This window comes from Sphingopyxis sp. MC1 (assembly GCF_000371385.1).
Classification (GTDB): domain Bacteria; phylum Pseudomonadota; class Alphaproteobacteria; order Sphingomonadales; family Sphingomonadaceae; genus Sphingopyxis; species Sphingopyxis terrae.
The window spans coordinates 276,693-291,769 of the sequence record NZ_AOUN01000002.1; the positions used below are offsets into that span (position 1 = coordinate 276,693).

A 15,077-nucleotide genomic window follows, 5' to 3' on the forward strand; every position below is an offset into this window, starting at 1 on the left:
GTCAGATCTCCAGTCTTGCGATGGGCGACCGGTCAAGCGCCGCCACGACATCGGCATAGTCTTCCTCGGCGCCTTCGACGCCGACGACGGCGGCCTCCTGCAGGCCGCGCTTGCGGGTTAGGCGTTCGTCGACGACTTCTTCGACGGTGTCGGCGACGAACAGCCGGTGAACCGTCACCGGCCGCTCCTGCCCGCGCCGGTACGCGCGCGCCGAGGCCTGGTCCTCGAGCGCCGGATTCCATTCGAGGTTGTAGTGGATGACATGATTGGCGGCAGTGATGTTGAGGCCGGCGCCGCCCGCACGCGGGTTGAGGATGAGCACCGCCGCGCCTTCGATTTCGCTGAACCGGTCGAGCAGCGGCTGGCGCTCAGGGATAGGCAGCCTGCCGTCGATCGCGCCGGTGAACGCGCCATGCCGCCGGCGCACATGGTTCTGGATGATGTCGGACATGCGATTGTAGGAGGTGAAGATGATCGCCTTTTCGCCAAGCGCGAAGATCTCGGCGAGGAGCTCGTCGAGGCGGGCGAACTTCGAGAAGTCCATCGGATCACCGCTGGCGGCACGCTCGAGAAGCATCGGATGCGCGCAGAACTGCCTCAGCAGGGTCAGCGACACCAACGTCGCCGCCTGCCCATATTCGGCAGCGATGCGCAGGCGGATCGCCTCGTAGGCGCGCGCCTCGGCCTCGTCGAGCTCGACGACCTGCGGGATGTCGATCCGGTCGGGGAGGTCCTGCGCGACGTCCGCGACCCGGCGGCGCAGCATGACGGGCGACACGAACGGCTCGAGCGAGGCCGCCCCGTCATGGTCGTCACCGAATTGCCGTTCGAACTCCACGCTCGTCCCGAGATAGCCGGGAATGACGAAGTCCATGATCGACCAGAGGTCCATCAGCCGGTTCTCGACGGGCGTGCCGGTGACGGCAATCCCCGAGCGGCGTCGCAGCCGCTTCACCGACCGCGTGCGGATGGCGTCGGGATTGCGGATGTTCTGCGCCTCGTCGATCACGACCGCCCCCCATTCGATCATCTGCAACAGCGACTGGTCGCGCACGACATTGTCGTAGGAAGTGACCACGACATCCCATTCGGCGAGATCGGCCGGCCGGCCGGTCCGTCGCGGCCCATGATGTTTGAGCACGCGCACCGCGGGCGCGAATTTCCGGAATTCGCGACACCAGTTCTCGAGCAGCGAGCCCGGCGCGACGACAAGCACCTGGCCCAGCGGCTCCGGGCCGGGGTCACTGACTACACTGATGACCTGCAGCGTCTTGCCGAGCCCCATCTCGTCGGCAAGGAAGCCGCCGATACGTTCGCCAAGGAGAAACCCCAGCCAGCGCCATCCATCGGCTTGGTAGGGATAAAGCACCGCGTTGACGCCGCCGGGCGCGCCTCCACGCAAGCCGGCGAGCAGCAGCGGCGGGATGGCGACGCCCGACGTCCGATCCTCGACCGCTCCGTCCCCCGCGGCCGCTTTCTTGAGGTCGAGCAGTTGGCGCGCCGAGTGCAGTGGTCCGATCGAGGTTCCGGCCGCGGAAGCGGCGACCTCGGCCCGCGATACGGGTTCGAGCGGATACCAGACACCATCGATCACGCAGTGGCCGTGGTCGAGGTCGGCGGGCTCGAGGTCGAAGCTCCGGCCGCGGACTTCACCCACGATTCGGGTGGCAGGCGCGCCGTCGACGAGATCGAGGACCAGTCGGACCACGATCGGATAGCGCGACGCCTTTAACGGCGTGGCGTCTCCGGTCATTCCCGGTTCGACATCCGGCCAGACCGGACGGCGCTCGACCAGCGAGCCGTAGGCGGAATCCGGATCGGGAATCTCGTCGATCGTGCCGTCGCCGAGGCCGAGCGTGCGGCCGGACAGGATCCACCGTCTCATGCACGCAGCTCCGGAGACAGCAGCCGCACCTCCGCCAGAAACGCCTCCAGGGTCAGCAGGCTCGATCGTACCGGCTTCGGAAAGCGCTGGTGAAGCGCCTGTGGGACGACAAGGACAATGCCAGCGCCGGTGATCTCGCGGAAATCCGATTCCGACACGCCTTCCTGCAGGGTTAGGATGTGCTTCACCGGAATGCGGTCGGCCTCGCGCAGCACTTGGCCCCAGCGCTCCTTGAGCGTCGTCTTGGCGGCGAGCATCCTTAGCCGTTCGGCGGGAAAGGCGGGATCGCGGTAGGCCGCCTGCGACGGGAACAGGAAATCGGGGCGCAGGCGCCGGTCGGTGGGCTGATCATGGTTGAAGTCTCGGCCCCCACGAACGCCTCTTCCAGCAGAATCGCGCGGACGTGCAACTCGAGCGACCGGCCGGCGCGCTTTTTGCGCCGCTGGAGGATGGTCTTCGACCGGTCGAGGAAGTCGTCGAGCGAAGTGAACGGGCCGCTGATCATGGGCAGCTCGAGTTCTCGCTCGACCGAGCGGAAGATCTCGAACTCGCATTTCCGCCGCCGCAGGAGCCGCTCGTCGGCGGGTTGATCCTGCAGCGCGCGCAGGTCGACCGCGCGCTGCACGATCTCGTCTGGCGTAGGGAACCGGCGCAGCCATGCTTCCGGAATCTGCTCTCGGGTCATGCTGCAGCTCGTGAGGAAGCGGCCGGGGGACGCGCCTCCATCGGAGACCGACCCCGGATGCCAGAGCACGCCGCGCCCGGGCTCGACTGGACCGACGATGTCCTCGATGATCTCTTCCTGCCCCGGACCTTCTGTGACCCATACGTGAAGTGCGCGAGCATCGTCGCCTGTGCCGGCGCCCACAAAGACGAACACGGCGAGCGCGCCGGTGCTGTCGGGGTCGATCAGGGCGGACCGGACACCACCCCATCGCGTGATGCGTGCCTCGTTCCGGGTGGGCCGCGCGGGATCGTCGATGGCGCGGGAGTTGTGACCGACATGGCCCGGCACACGGAGGCCGGTCCGCTTGTTGTTGTACCACACGACGCGCACCGTCCTGCAGTCGGGGTGTGAATCCACGCACGCCTCGATGAACGCCTCGGGGTTCGGGTCGGTCACGCCCGCAAGCGACGGCAGCACCCGGAACAGGAAGTCCTTCGGAATATAGGGGCCATACTGTTTGCCCTTCGTGGCCCGCGTGTCGTTGGCGGCGAGCCGCTTCACGTACCAGACATTGTCCGGCAACGCCTGTTCCCCCACCCAGTCCGGCAGATCAGTGACCGGCATCAAGTCCCCCGCGGATATTCCCCTCGCTGGCCGAAGAGCACAGCCAGTTGCCCGCGAGGTCAAGCACTTCCTCGGCGGGTCTGCGATCGCGTCCGCGAAGGCTGCACTCCCAGATGGTGAGCGTGCGCCACCCGCTGGCATGCAGCATGGCGAGCACCTCCGCGTCACGCTCTCGGTTCCGGGCGATCTTGGCGGACCAGAAGTCGGGGCGTGTCCCCGGAAGCCGGAACAATGGACAGTCATGCCCGTGCCAGAAGCAGCCGTTCACGAACACCGCTGCGCGCCGCGCAGGAAAGACTAGATCGGGCTTCCCGGGAAGGGCGGCGTGAAGCCGGTACCGGAATCCGCGGGCGTGGAGGCCGCGCCGTATGACCATCTCGGGCCGGGTGTCCTTTCCCCGAATGCGCGCCATGTGGACGCTGCGCGCTTCGGGGGTGAGGATGTCAGCCAAAGCGCATCCGCAGTGTCCGTTGCCGCGCCTCCCCGGTAAGCCACGGGGTGACGAGGTCGGCGACGCGCTCGACCACCGGAACGACGACGGCATTGCCGAACTGCTTGTAGGCCTGTGTGTCGGAGACGGGTATTTTGAAATCGCTGCCGTCCGGCTCGTCGAAGCCCATGAGCCGGGCGCATTCACGGGGTGTGAGCCGCCGCGGCGGTTTGCGGCCGGGCTGGCGGACGAGGATTTCCGATCCGTCCTTGTAGTAGCGGGCGGACAGGGTACGGGCGACGTCGGTCGGACCGACGAGGCCGAAGCCGAAGCCGTTGCCGCGCTCGCGGTGTTTCTCTGCATAGCCCTGCAGATAGGACCAGAGATGTTCAGTCAGAGTGTAGCGGGATGACACCTTCGCCAGCGGTCCTTCGGTAAAATGCGAGTCCGCCGTCTCGCTGCCGTCGCCGGGGTGCAATATCGAGCCGAGACGCGGGCCACGGTCGATCGCGGGAAGCTCGAGATCGTCGAAGCTGAAATCGGTGTCCTCGCGGAAGCCGACAATGAAGATGCGCTCGCGATGCTGGGGAACAAGCGAGCGGGCGTTGATGACCTTCGCCTTGACGCGGTACTTCAGCTCCTCCTGCAGCGTGTGATGGATGATCCGGAAGGTCCGGCCACCATCATGACTGACGAGGTTCTTCACATTCTCCAGCACGAATGCCCGCGGTCTGCGCTCCTCGATGATCCGGGCAACGTCAAAGAACAGCGTACCTTGCGCGTCGCAGCGGAACCCGTGCGGTCTCCCGAGCGCGTTTTTCTTCGATACGCCCGCGAGCGAGAAGGGCTGGCAAGGAAACCCCGCGAGCAGGAGGTCATGATCCGGAATGTCCGACGCCGAGACCTCCCGGATGTCGCCGGCGATTTCATGATCGTCGTCGGGATAGTTGGCCCGATAGGTTTTCTGGCTATAGGCATCCCATTCGCTGGTGAAGACGCACTCGCCGCCCGCTTTCTCGAAACCGCGACGCAGGCCTCCGATACCCGCAAACAGATCGACGAACGTGAAAGCCGCGCTGCGACGCTCGTTCTTCCGGACTTTTGTCCGCAACAGCTCGATGATGCCGGGCCGGGGCAGTGCGCGCCCCGACTCCCAACGATAGACCGTACTTTCCGCATAACCCGTCAGGGCGATCGCCTCGGCAATGGACAGACCCGCGCGCTCGCGAAGTTCTCTGAATTCGGTCATGCTGGCCTCCGACCCTGGGAATTATTCTGTCATATTGACGGAAACCAACCCCATCAACAAGAACAAAACATGATCTTCACGATAAAAGGCGCGTAGCGTCGCAGTGATGCCCGACAGACTAAGAAATTTCAGGATATCTCCGGTCCGCCCCGCGCTCGCCCAAACCGCCAACTCACCCCGTCCGATCGCATCAGGCCGCTGACCTTGCTGCCGAGCCGCCGTTCGAGCACCGGCCGCCACGGCACGAGCGTAAATTCCCGCGACTGTTCGACGAGCGCGAACCGGCCGCCGGCGAAATCGACGCGCCGGGTCAGCCGACCCTCGACGCCGCCGCCGGTCCGCGCTTCGACGAACGCCTTGCCCAACTCCACGGCAAGCTGTTCACCCGCACCGAGCAACTCCCGGCGCTGAAGCAGCAGGAGAGCGTTTGCGCGAAGGCGAAACGTTCCCCGGTCCGCATCGGCGAGTTGCTGCTCGACCAGCCACTGTCGGCGCGCGTCCAGCGCTGACCGCGCCTCACGTCCGAAGCCTGCATCGCGCATCGGCAGCGGTGACGCAGCGCCAATTTCCCGGTCGAGCCACGTCGCAGCGTCGGCCGTTCCCAGCCGGGCGAGCGGCAGTGACGATAGGGTCTCGATCGTCACAGGCTGGTCGCGAAGACCGCGCACTTCGTAAGCGGCCACCCGGTCAAGATGGTCTTTTGCGATCGACCAGGTCCCGTCGGCATCGCGCTCGACGCCGACGCCCGCGCGCCGCATCGCTTCCAGGCGGCGAACATGGGCCTCGGCGAAGCCCTGCGTGGCGCTGGCATCGTGGCGTAGGTGACCGTCAACCGAATAGCGGCCGCCATTGGCGGCGGCGACCTCGACCACCGTCCGGTCGGCGTCGCGAACGCCGACGCTCCGGGGTGCGGCCCGGACGATCGATCCCTCAGGCGTGGCCTCGACCTTATCTCCGCGCCCGATGTCGAGGTAATGGACGCGGCCATCGACACCGTCGACGATCAGATAGTGACGGTCGCGCTGCTCGTCCGAGAATCCCCGATGGATGACGCGCCCGACGATCGGCTGATCGAGCCGCTCGTGGATGCGCCGGTCTACCCCGGCGCGGTCGAGCTTCCGCGCGGTCAGCTCGCGCTGCATGGTCCTGATGATGTCCCCGCGCTCGCCCATCTGGCGCAGCGTGTCTTCGATGCCATCGTCGAGGCGCCACCGCCCGTGCCCGAGATCTTCCGCCAGACCCATCGCGCCAAGCTTGCGCAAGCGGCCCGCCGTGACGGACTGCTGAAACGGGTCGTTGCTGGCCGCAGTGACCACGCGCTCTGCGTCCATGCGACGGAGCAGACGACGGTCGATCGCGGTCAGCCGCTCCTGCTCGACATCGTGGCGCAGCCTTTCCTGGATTTCGCGGTCGGTCCGCGGCCCCAGGTCGAGCGTCGCCAGCTCGGCCGCGCGCTCGCGGAAACCATGCGCGATATATTCGCGGGCGATGATCAGATTCTCGCCGCGATCGTCGACGCCGCGCAGCATGATGTGGGTGTGGGGCTGGTCGGTATTGAAGTGATCGACCGCGACCCAGTCGAGCTTCGTGCCGAGATCATGCTCGGCCTGGGTCATCAGCCGGCGCACATAGGGCTTGAGGTCGGCATACTCCGCACCGTCCTCGGCCGACACGATGAAGCGGAACTGGTGCCGGTCGCCGTCGCAGCGCTCAAGGAACGCCTTGCCGTCGGCCTGATCGACCTCCCGCCCGTAGAGCTCGCCCGGCGCGCCGTCTCGCGTCACCCCGTCGCGCTGGATGTAGCGCAGATGCGCGCGGGCACCGGGCAGACCCTTCGAGCCCAGCCGCACGAGCCTGGTCTTCACGATCGCGCGACGGGCGCGCAGGCCGGTAAAGCGATCGCGGCTGGACAGCAGCCTGCCGATGCTCGCGCCGCGACCGATCCGGCTGCCGTCGAAGCGACGGCGGACGATGCCTGTCTTGGCCCCGGCGAGCCGTGCGGCGACGACGATGCGGCTCCCGTAGCGCAGCACCTTCTTGCCGTCCTTGCCTTTGGTGCGGCCGAGCTTGGGCGTGAACTCGTCATCATCCATAGCGAGTCTCGCGATTTCGGAAGAGAAGTACCGGTTTTCGGAAGTTTTCTTCCGAGGAGTCTCGCACCCTCAATTGCTTGTCTCGCGAAAATACGATGTGCAGACAATCACTTGAGCAGGGTCGCGAGACACTGCCTTTATCTTGTTTTCCCTTCTCCCCTTCTTCCTCACCCTTCTGGCTCAAAAAAGGGGGAGAAGCAGCGCCGGTCCGACGCCGCCTCTCCCCGTCGATCCATGCGCAATCAGTGCGCATCGACCATCGCTTCGTGCGCCGATCTGCGGGACCGGCAGAAGCGCTTTCGTATCGTCCCGTGCGCCATTCCGTCGCCATCCACGAGCATCACGCTTGCGAACCAGCGACCGTCCAGCCGCCCGCAGATCGCTATCCGATCGAGTTCCAGATCATCGTCGTCGATGCTCTCGTAAGACCCCAGCCAACGCTCCTCGATCCGCGCATCCCAGAGAAAATCCGTCTCCTCCGCTTCGAGAAAGCGATGCGCCAATGCCTCCCCTGCACCGCGTCCAAATTCGATTTCCAAACCCGCCATCAGCATCGCCATCACGCGATCCGACGCCGTTCCGATGTTCTGATACATGCCCATGATGACCTCCAACGCTTGCGTCCTCACCATCGAGAACGGCGTTTGAGGGACGGGTGGCGGAGCGGCTGTCAGGGCCGCGGAGCGAAGCGCAGCGCCGCGAAGCGGACGTGGGGGGAACCGATTTGCGCAGCAAATTGGGGGGCACCCGCGGGCCTTGATAGCCGCTTCGCCAGCCGTCATGCTGGGTCTATCGAGACGAGCCTCCAACCTCTCGGTCGTGCGCAACCTCACCTCATTGACCATCACGCCGCACCGCGAAAAGCGTCGCCGATGATGGCTTGGACGGGGGCAATTCCGGCTGTGAAGAGGCGTGGTATCGCACGACGAAAAGGGTCTCGCGCGGTGTCTCGATCGGTGTGGCGGGAGCGATACTGGCCGCGCCGCCGACGCTCTGCAGATAGGCGATGGTCTCGGCAGGCAAGGTGCGATCGCCCGCGAGATGGGCAGCATATCGGCCCGGCCCTGCATTGTAGGCCGCGAACAGGCCGGGGTAGCCGAAGCGATCATACATCAATCGCAGATAGAAGGTGCCGGCCAGGATGTTGTCGCGCGGATCGTCTGGATCGGCGCCGAGACCGAGCCGCTGTCGCATCGCCGCCCACGTCGCGGGCATGAGCTGCATCAGGCCCATCGCCCCGGCGCGGCTACGGATCGGGCGGCCATCGAGCGTGGTCCGGCCGCGACTCTCGGCCTGCATCACCCGCTCGATCCAGGCGGTCGGCACGCCGAACCGCAGCGAGGCTTCGGTGATGTAGGGCCGCCAGTCGGCCACCGATTCCGCGCGGGCTGGCACTGCGACGGACAGCACCAGCGCGGTGGCTGCGAGCCTCAGCGGCGCCATAGCAAACGTGCCTTTCCGATGACATCGCGGCCCTCGGTCGCCCCGAAATAGCGCCCGTCGAACGAGGCCGGATTGTCCATGAGCACAAAGAGTTGACCGCCCCGAAGGCGGGTGCAGCCCGACCATGCCGGCATCGGTCGGCCCTGGCCGTCCGCGACGCGGCGTTCTGCCGTCCAGCGTCCGTTGACGAAGATCTCCTGCCCGAGGGCACAGATTTCGTCGCCGGCGATGGCCGTCACCCGCTTGACCAGTGGCACGTTCATCGGGAGGTAGCGGCGTTCCGCGGCGAGCCGACGAAAGGGCTCGGGGACGCGCGCGATAACCATGTCGCCGGGATCGACGGCGGCGCCGGGCGATACCCCATAGAGACCGACGGGCGCGCTGGCGCTGGCGTTCCAGACGAGGCGCGGCGCGGGCGGCAGGGCGGCGCTCGCGAGCAGAATGACGATTCCGCCTCCGGTGATCGCGCTACGCTTGCGGAGCTTCGAGCGACGTATCTTGTCGGCGCGTAGCGCGTCACCCCAGGCGAGGGGCGGGGTGTCGCCAGCTCGGTTGCGGCGGCCCGTCACTGCACGATCTCGCGTGCGGCCCGCTCGCCAGACCAAGCGTCTAGGTCGTCGATATGATATTGGACGAAGCGGCTGTGACGCCGGAAGACCGGTCCCTTGCCGGCCCGGCGGAGACGCTTCAGGAGCCGGGTCGATATCTTGAGATAGGCGGCGGCCTGGTCGGTATTGAGGAAGGGCGAGCCGCGCTTGGCGCGGCTGGCCCGGGCGATGTCGTCGTCGGTATCCATGGGGGTCGGCATCCTTCGGCGGATCGCAACCGTGCGATCACGGCACCGGGGATGCCGCCGGGAACACCGGGCGGGCAGTGTCGAAAGCCGAAGGGCGATTTTCGACACACCCGCAGTGGGAGCGGTGCGGGTTAGGCCGGGTGGCACGGGTCCGAAGCCCCATGCGACGGAAAGCGGACCGAACAGACGCCCCCGCCTGCAAGGTCCCTCGCGAGCTATGGCAAATCCGGCTCACCGCTCGAACCCCGCGCGCCGAAGCGCGCGGGGCACCGTGTTCAGCGCGACCAGATGAGCTTGTGCTCGCCATTGTCGCCCTGCGTCAGGGTGGCGTAGATGGGCACCGGGAAGGACGGATCGTCGAGCTTGAGGCTCAGATATTCCGCGCCGGTGTCGCGCGCCGCCTTGGTCCAGCCTGCGCCGAACTCGACGCCGCCGGCACTCACGCGATGGTCCGGGGCCTTCTCGTTCTCGCGGTCGACGGGCCGGATGCTGGCCTTGACGCGCAGCGTCAGGGTCCGGATTTCGCCGTTGTAGACGCCGCCTTCACCGCGGGTGAAAGTGCCGATCTGTGCCATGATAACCTCCATTCGATGTTCCGACGCCGCCCCATGCGGCCTCGATGCGGTTGTCAGGCCGCTGGTCGGACGGTGCGCACCGACAGGCCGAAGCGAAGCGGAGGACGGCCGGAAGCCGGGCTTCTTGCCTCGCGAGGAAGGCGCGGGCACCGCGCCGGGGAAGAAGGTCGGCGTGGCCGTTGCGCGCCAGAGGACGGACTGCGGCAGACCGCAATCGATCAAGGCCGCCGGGCTGCGGACGAACGGAATGGGGTGGTAAGGTCAGGCAGATCGTCGGCAATCGCGAAGGGGCGTCCGACCCCAAACGGTGGAAGCTGTCGCCCGACTTGGCCGTTGGCCTGCGTGCTCGGCGTCGCTAGACGATCGGACAGGGGGCATGTGATGACGGTACTGGATCAGGTTCGCGGGTTGATCGAACGGCTGTCGCCCGAGCCGATCTGCGACGACTGTATCAGCGAACGGCTCGGACTTTCCGTGCGCCAGCACGCCAATCACAAGGCGCGCGAACTGGCCGGCACGCGCGGTTTCGAGCGGCAAATCGGCTCGTGTGCTATCTGCGGCGCCACAAAGAAAGTGATCCGGGCAAAGGGGTCTTGATCCATGACCTCAAGTCGGCGGGGCGGTCGTTGCTAGCCGTTTCCGTGACTAGTCGGCTTCGTCGACCTCCGTGCCGACCGCTGTGACGCGAATGTCAAACGCCTGCACGAACGCGGCCATCGAAACAACGGCATCGATCCAGGAGCTCCGCGCGCGCGTATAGGCATCGCCAATCTCGCCGCCGAAGATCGCCTCGCGTGCCGATTGCCACACGTCGAAATCGTCCGATCCTTCCTCGAGCACACGCTCAATGAGATTGGCCGTGGCCTTCACATGCTTGGTGAAAGGCAACCTCTCGCCGTCCGATCCGCCGCGCAGGATTGCTTCGAGCGAAGGGCCTTCGATATTTGCGGGCTCGGAATGGGCGATGCCGAAGTTGCCGGGGGCGGTGTAGGTAAAGCGCTGATGGCCCGTCAGCATTCCCGCGCTCGCAATGTTGCTGCTTGTCACGATGGCGCCGGCACGGGCAAGGTCGAACAGGTCACTGCTTTCCCAGAAGGCGGGTGCGGCATAGACAACAGCCGCGCGCCCGGCAGCTGCCGCCATGATCTTTTCCAGAAGCCCCTGCTGCTTCGGATCGATGCTGTAGCGATAGTAGGACGTGTTCCAGCTTGCCCATTCGGTTGCATTGCTGCGTTGGAGCCATTCGGGCCGCTTGTACTGAACGAAGAGATTAAGATTGAATGGCGGTAATCTCGCGTCGAGAGCACGGCCGAATTCATCAATCTCCGATGCGGTCATCCCGATGAAGTGTCGCCAACGGCGGACGCGGACAAACGGGAAGAATGCCCGATATTCGGGCAGCGGAAGAAAGAACGCGCCATCGAATCCGAGGATTCCCTCATCGCTCTGGTCCGGTGAAAACAGGACGTTGGTGAGCCGGGCCATCTCGGCCAGAAAATAGGTCTCGAACGGCTTTTCCTTGAACTCGGCCCACATTTCAGATGCCCCCTGGCTCTGGCATAGCCGGGCACGGCCGACTTTGCGAACCACGTCAGCATCAACGAGATTGAAAAAAACCGCGCGCCGACCCCGGAACGGCGGAGGCGCGCGGCCGATTTTTCGGGGTCCTAAGGGCGGGCGGGGTCACCCCCGCCCGCCATCCATCACGCCGCTTCGGCGAACGGCTCGGCCTGCTCATCGGGTTCCGGCACGGTCGCGACATCGCGCGCGGCATCAACCTTGGCGTGGGCCGCGACGGTGCCGACACCGCCGCGCGTGGTGTAGGCGCTCGGCGGGAACTGCATCCAGCGCGGCACCCAGCGCTCGACCTTGGGGCGTCCGTCATTGCCCGCCAGATGGTCGGCGATGATCCGCTTCAAGGTCTTGGACTTCTCGCCCGCATTGGCGCTGGCAACCGTCTCGCCTGCCACCTCGGCGACCACCCGGCCCAGCACCTCGCGGTCGCGGATCAGCCCGAACAGCGCCTCGTCGGCCTGCCACCAATCGGCCATGTCGATGCCGATCTCGGTGCCGACCGCCGCGACGGCGGCGCTGCCCGCCGCCAGCGTCTCGCCGATAACGACCGCGATCACCTCCATGACGGCGGGATCGGGAAGCTCGACGAGGCGCAGGAACACGCCCGCCACGCCGTAGTCGTCGCCGTTTCCCCCGGTCACGGTCGGCTCCTCGGACGAGAAACCGAGCAGGGCGAGCACGGCGCGGCGGCGCTCGTCGAACACCGTTTCGCCGCGCGCGGTTTCGAGGCTTTCGCGCACCTCGTCGTTGCGTGTGGTCTGCGGCTCCGGCGACACTCGCCAAAGATGCGAGCCGACCACAGCGTGGGCGACCATCAAGCGGAGCGCCACCTCGGGCCGGGTCAGCAACGCGGCACGGACGGCGGCGTGGCGGTGCAGATCGACATAGGTCTGCAAGGTCGAGGTCAGTTCGGGGCGCCGCGGCTTCGCGCCTTGGGGAGCCTCGCCGCTGGCGACGCGGCGGGCTTCCTTGCGGGTCAGATAGCCTTCGTGGAAAGTCACCTCGCCGGTCGAGCGGACATCGACATAGACGCGCCCGCCCTTGCGCTTGGCGGCCTTCTCATATTCCCACGAATGGAAATGCTCCGACGCGGGGACGATCACGACATCGCTCCAGCCGTCCTCCAGATAGGCCGCGCGCCGTGCCTCGATGGCTTCATTCTGCGCGGTCCAGAACGCCTCGGGGTCTGCGAAATAGCGGTCGTCGCCGAACAGGTCGGCGACGGTCGCGCCCGCATAGGTGGCGAGGTCGAACAGCGCCACCTTCGCCGCGATCGACTGCCCGCCGAACAGCCATGCCTTCAACTGATGGCCGGTCGGCGTGTAGTTGTCGGGGTCGTCGTAGAGCGCCAGCCACGCCTTTTGCTGGCTCTTGCTGGCAAGGGTCAGGTGGCGGACAGTGGTGCGGTCGATCTTCTCGTCGCGGTAGAGTTGGCGGATGCGCGGCAGCAGATTGCCGAGCGCCAGCACGCGGCGAATGGTGAGGTCGGGAAGCCCGAAGGTGGCGGCGATGTCGTCCACCTCGCGGCCTTCCTTGACCAGCCGGGTGAAGGTTTCCCACTGGGTGACTTCGTCGGGATCGAGCCGCGCCAAGTTCTCGATAAGCGAGGCTTCGAGCGCGGCGGCATCGTCGCCCGCCTCCATGATCGCGGACGGCACCCGGCCAAGCTCGGGGTCCGCGCCCTCGTCGGCCTGCGCGATGCGAGCGGCATGAACGCGCCGCCGCCCGGCGACGAGTTCGAACCGGCCTTCGGCAGCGCCGGGCCGCAGGATGACGGGGACGATGATGCCGCGCTTGCGCACGGTCGGCAGGATGTCGGACACATCGGGCGCCTTCTTGCCGTGGCGCATGTTCACGGCGCTGTCGTCGATGTTGCCAATGTCGATGAATTCGAGTTTCATGACGTCACTCCTTGTGAGTGCCGGTCCGTCGCTCTTTCCGGGATGGCGGATCGGCTTACGAATGGCGGCGAACGGCCGCCTGCGTCAGGGACCCCATCAAAGTAGTACTTTGATGGGAACCCTCATCCGCCTCGTGGCGGAAGCTGGTTGGCTCCGGCGCTGCGGAGTTCCTGTTGAGCGGACAGGATCGACCCGGTTCGGCGGGCGGCATCGGCCCAAACGGACAGCGCGTGCGGCGTCTCGAACCCGATATCGCGCTCGATGCCGAGGCCGAACGGCAGGCGAACCGAGGCGATCTCGGACAGGCTGAAATAGCCGAGTTCGGGGCATCCGAAGCCAAGGTCGGCGAGGCCGAACAGGGTGTCGTCATCGCTGTCCAGTTCGGTCGCAAGCCATGTCGCCGCGCCCACCGGATTGAACAGTTTCAGCACCGGCACGGGATCGGGTTCGGGCTTCTCGTCGCGCTGGGCGGCGCGGTGGTTGATGGCGTTCGCGCGTAGCGCGAAGCGAAGATCGGCGGTGAGGAGGATCATGCTGCGATTCTCCCTTGCGCGCGCGCCTCTTGGGCTTCCCGATGCCGCGCGAGCAGCCAATCGGCGGCTTTGGTCGCGGCGCTGGCGGCGCGGAAGATGGCGCGATTGTCCTCGCGCAGCACCTCCAGCCATGAGCCGATATAGTCGGCATGGCGGACGGTGGGGACGATGCCGAGCGCGGCGCAGAGGAAGGCCGAACCCATTTCGGCGACCAGTTCCTCGCGCCCATAATCCTTGCTGCCGAAGGAATTCTTCAAGTCGCGTCCGAGCCGCTTGGCGTGGCCGGTGGCGTGGGTCAGTTCGTGCAGGCAGGTCCGGTAATAGTTGATCTGGTCGAAGAAAGCGGGCTGCGGCGGCACCTGCACGAAATCGGGTTCGGGGGCATAGAATGCCTTGGCCCCGCCGACGCGGAAATCGACACCCGATGCGGCAATAACTTCCTCGGCAACGGGCACGATCTCGCGTTCGGGCAACGGCGCGGGATCGGAGGCCAGCCCGGCGCGCAAGCCCTCGCACTGCGCGACGTTGAACACGGTAAACCGCTTCAAGAACGGCACCGCCTTGGGGTCGTCGCCGTCGCGCTGGGCGCGTTCCTTCTCGGCTTCGGGGGTGAAGCGGTCGGCATAGACCACGGTCACGCCATGCTCGCCCTTGCGGACGCAGCCGCCCGCCTCCCGTGCCTGCCGGAAGGTCAGCCATGATTGCGACGGCCAGCCATGTTCGATCACCGCGCCCCACAGGATCAGGATATTGACGCTCGAATAGCTCCGGGCGGTGAGCGCGTTGCGCGGCAGGCCGGGGCCGGTCCCGCCGGTTCGTCCCCACGGCTGGACCCATGGAAACCGCCCCGCCTCAAGCTCGGCGATGATCCGGGCGGTCACCTCGTCATAGAGGTTGGCGCGGTTCTCGGGTTGACGATCCTCGCCCGCAACCTCTCGGCGGGCACGGCGGCTGGTAGCTTTGCGCATCGCGGTCCTCCATCGCCACCCAAAAAGCAGCAAGCCTCCCCGGAAGGCGGGGTGGGCGGCGAGACGCGACCAAGAGGCCCGGCTCAGTGGCCGGCGGCACCGCAGGGCGGAACGAAGAGGAGCACCCGAGCGCGAGCGAGGGTTGCCGCAGGCCGCGTCGGGCCTAGCCGGGAGCGCCGCCCGCACCCGCCGTACCGGGAGAGGCACAAAAACAACGCCGCCGCGCAGACGCGCGGCGTCCGCAGCCACGCCAGCGATCGTCACCGGACGGCCGAGACCCGGTACGGGACTCGGCGAAGACCGCCTGCGGCGGTCTGAGTAGAGCGCGGTCGCACCCT

Annotated in this window: 16 protein-coding genes; 1 reads left to right on the plus strand and 15 read right to left on the minus strand. The window is 66.6% G+C overall.

Annotated elements, in window-relative coordinates:
• Position 1: 1 nt before the first annotated feature.
• The 11 genes from EBMC1_RS01870 to EBMC1_RS01915 form a co-directional block, all read right to left on the minus strand.
• On the minus strand, positions 2-1,885 hold the full coding sequence (locus tag EBMC1_RS01870) for a DEAD/DEAH box helicase (protein ID WP_003039705.1): 1,884 nt from the start codon (positions 1,883-1,885) through the stop codon (positions 2-4).
• On the minus strand, positions 1,882-2,214 hold the full coding sequence (locus tag EBMC1_RS18905; RefSeq protein WP_269208154.1) for a type II restriction endonuclease: 333 nt from the start codon (positions 2,212-2,214) through the stop codon (positions 1,882-1,884). Before EBMC1_RS18905 ends, EBMC1_RS01870 begins: the two co-directional genes overlap by 4 nt.
• The gene (locus EBMC1_RS18735) at positions 2,145-3,176 is read right to left on the minus strand and encodes a type II restriction endonuclease (RefSeq protein ID WP_269208152.1); all 1,032 of its coding nucleotides are present in this window, start codon (positions 3,174-3,176) and stop codon (positions 2,145-2,147) included. Before EBMC1_RS18735 ends, EBMC1_RS18905 begins: the two co-directional genes overlap by 70 nt.
• On the minus strand, positions 3,163-3,627 hold the full coding sequence (locus tag EBMC1_RS01880; protein ID WP_003039708.1) for a very short patch repair endonuclease: 465 nt from the start codon (positions 3,625-3,627) through the stop codon (positions 3,163-3,165). Before EBMC1_RS01880 ends, EBMC1_RS18735 begins: the two co-directional genes overlap by 14 nt.
• On the minus strand, positions 3,620-4,855 hold the full coding sequence (dcm, locus tag EBMC1_RS01885; protein ID WP_003039712.1) for a DNA (cytosine-5-)-methyltransferase: 1,236 nt from the start codon (positions 4,853-4,855) through the stop codon (positions 3,620-3,622). Before dcm ends, EBMC1_RS01880 begins: the two co-directional genes overlap by 8 nt.
• Before the next feature lie 128 nt (positions 4,856-4,983).
• Positions 4,984-6,948 carry a relaxase/mobilization nuclease RlxS gene (gene rlxS / locus EBMC1_RS01890; protein WP_003039714.1) on the minus strand — a complete coding sequence of 655 codons (1,965 nt, stop codon included), beginning with the start codon at positions 6,946-6,948 and terminating at the stop codon, positions 4,984-4,986.
• 242 nt (positions 6,949-7,190) lie between these two features.
• Positions 7,191-7,562 carry a hypothetical protein gene (locus tag EBMC1_RS01895; RefSeq protein WP_231292849.1) on the minus strand — a complete coding sequence of 124 codons (372 nt, stop codon included), beginning with the start codon at positions 7,560-7,562 and terminating at the stop codon, positions 7,191-7,193.
• Between the two features lie 220 nt (positions 7,563-7,782).
• Complete coding sequence (locus tag EBMC1_RS01900; RefSeq protein WP_003039718.1) at positions 7,783-8,391, minus strand: lytic transglycosylase domain-containing protein; 609 nt, start codon at positions 8,389-8,391, stop codon at positions 7,783-7,785.
• A complete protein-coding gene (locus EBMC1_RS01905; RefSeq protein WP_003039721.1) occupies positions 8,379-8,960 on the minus strand; it encodes a S26 family signal peptidase in 582 nt (193 codons plus the stop codon). Before EBMC1_RS01905 ends, EBMC1_RS01900 begins: the two co-directional genes overlap by 13 nt.
• Positions 8,957-9,187, minus strand: a complete 231-nt coding sequence (locus EBMC1_RS01910; RefSeq protein ID WP_003039724.1) for a helix-turn-helix domain-containing protein — start codon at positions 9,185-9,187, stop codon at positions 8,957-8,959. The genes EBMC1_RS01905 and EBMC1_RS01910 overlap by 4 nt, the downstream gene beginning before the upstream one ends.
• Positions 9,188-9,462: 275 nt before the next feature.
• Entirely contained in the window at positions 9,463-9,762 is a 300-nt protein-coding gene (locus tag EBMC1_RS01915; protein ID WP_003039727.1) for a DUF736 domain-containing protein, read from the minus strand.
• Positions 9,763-10,143: 381 nt separating this feature from the next.
• Here EBMC1_RS01915 and EBMC1_RS01925 point away from each other — a divergent pair, with 381 nt between their 5' ends.
• On the plus strand, positions 10,144-10,359 hold the full coding sequence (locus EBMC1_RS01925) for a hypothetical protein (RefSeq protein WP_003039730.1): 216 nt from the start codon (positions 10,144-10,146) through the stop codon (positions 10,357-10,359).
• 48 nt (positions 10,360-10,407) lie between these two features.
• Here EBMC1_RS01925 and EBMC1_RS01930 read toward each other — a convergent pair whose 3' ends face one another.
• The 4 genes from EBMC1_RS01930 to EBMC1_RS01945 all read right to left on the minus strand — a co-directional run bounded on the left by EBMC1_RS01930 (position 10,408) and on the right by EBMC1_RS01945 (position 14,739).
• Complete coding sequence (locus EBMC1_RS01930) at positions 10,408-11,298, minus strand: hypothetical protein (RefSeq protein WP_003039733.1); 891 nt, start codon at positions 11,296-11,298, stop codon at positions 10,408-10,410.
• Positions 11,299-11,465: 167 nt separating this feature from the next.
• Entirely contained in the window at positions 11,466-13,238 is a 1,773-nt protein-coding gene (locus EBMC1_RS01935) for a ParB/RepB/Spo0J family partition protein (protein WP_003039736.1), read from the minus strand.
• A gap of 122 nt (positions 13,239-13,360) precedes the next feature.
• Positions 13,361-13,771: a DUF2958 domain-containing protein gene (locus tag EBMC1_RS01940; protein WP_003039739.1), complete on the minus strand. Its 411-nt coding sequence runs from the start codon at positions 13,769-13,771 to the stop codon at positions 13,361-13,363.
• Entirely contained in the window at positions 13,768-14,739 is a 972-nt protein-coding gene (locus EBMC1_RS01945) for an ArdC family protein (RefSeq protein ID WP_003039742.1), read from the minus strand. Before EBMC1_RS01945 ends, EBMC1_RS01940 begins: the two co-directional genes overlap by 4 nt.
• Positions 14,740-15,077 lie beyond the last annotated feature (338 nt).

Excerpts from the sequence above, each read along its gene's own strand:
- rlxS (WP_003039714.1), bottom strand. The coding sequence starts at position 6,948 with ATGGATGATGACGAGTTCACGCCCAAGCTCGGCCGCACCAAAGGCAAG.
- EBMC1_RS01925 (WP_003039730.1), top strand. The coding sequence starts at position 10,144 with ATGACGGTACTGGATCAGGTTCGCGGGTTGATCGAACGGCTGTCGCCC.
- EBMC1_RS01945 (WP_003039742.1), bottom strand. The coding sequence starts at position 14,739 with ATGCGCAAAGCTACCAGCCGCCGTGCCCGCCGAGAGGTTGCGGGCGAG.
- EBMC1_RS01930 (WP_003039733.1), bottom strand. The coding sequence starts at position 11,298 with ATGTGGGCCGAGTTCAAGGAAAAGCCGTTCGAGACCTATTTTCTGGCC.
- EBMC1_RS18735 (WP_269208152.1), bottom strand. The coding sequence starts at position 3,176 with ATGCCGGTCACTGATCTGCCGGACTGGGTGGGGGAACAGGCGTTGCCG.
- EBMC1_RS01910 (WP_003039724.1), bottom strand. The coding sequence starts at position 9,187 with ATGGATACCGACGACGACATCGCCCGGGCCAGCCGCGCCAAGCGCGGC.
- EBMC1_RS01915 (WP_003039727.1), bottom strand. The coding sequence starts at position 9,762 with ATGGCACAGATCGGCACTTTCACCCGCGGTGAAGGCGGCGTCTACAAC.
- EBMC1_RS01935 (WP_003039736.1), bottom strand. The coding sequence starts at position 13,238 with ATGAAACTCGAATTCATCGACATTGGCAACATCGACGACAGCGCCGTG.
- EBMC1_RS01900 (WP_003039718.1), bottom strand. The coding sequence starts at position 8,391 with ATGGCGCCGCTGAGGCTCGCAGCCACCGCGCTGGTGCTGTCCGTCGCA.
- dcm (WP_003039712.1), bottom strand. The coding sequence starts at position 4,855 with ATGACCGAATTCAGAGAACTTCGCGAGCGCGCGGGTCTGTCCATTGCC.
- EBMC1_RS01870 (WP_003039705.1), bottom strand. The coding sequence starts at position 1,885 with ATGAGACGGTGGATCCTGTCCGGCCGCACGCTCGGCCTCGGCGACGGC.
- EBMC1_RS01940 (WP_003039739.1), bottom strand. The coding sequence starts at position 13,771 with ATGATCCTCCTCACCGCCGATCTTCGCTTCGCGCTACGCGCGAACGCC.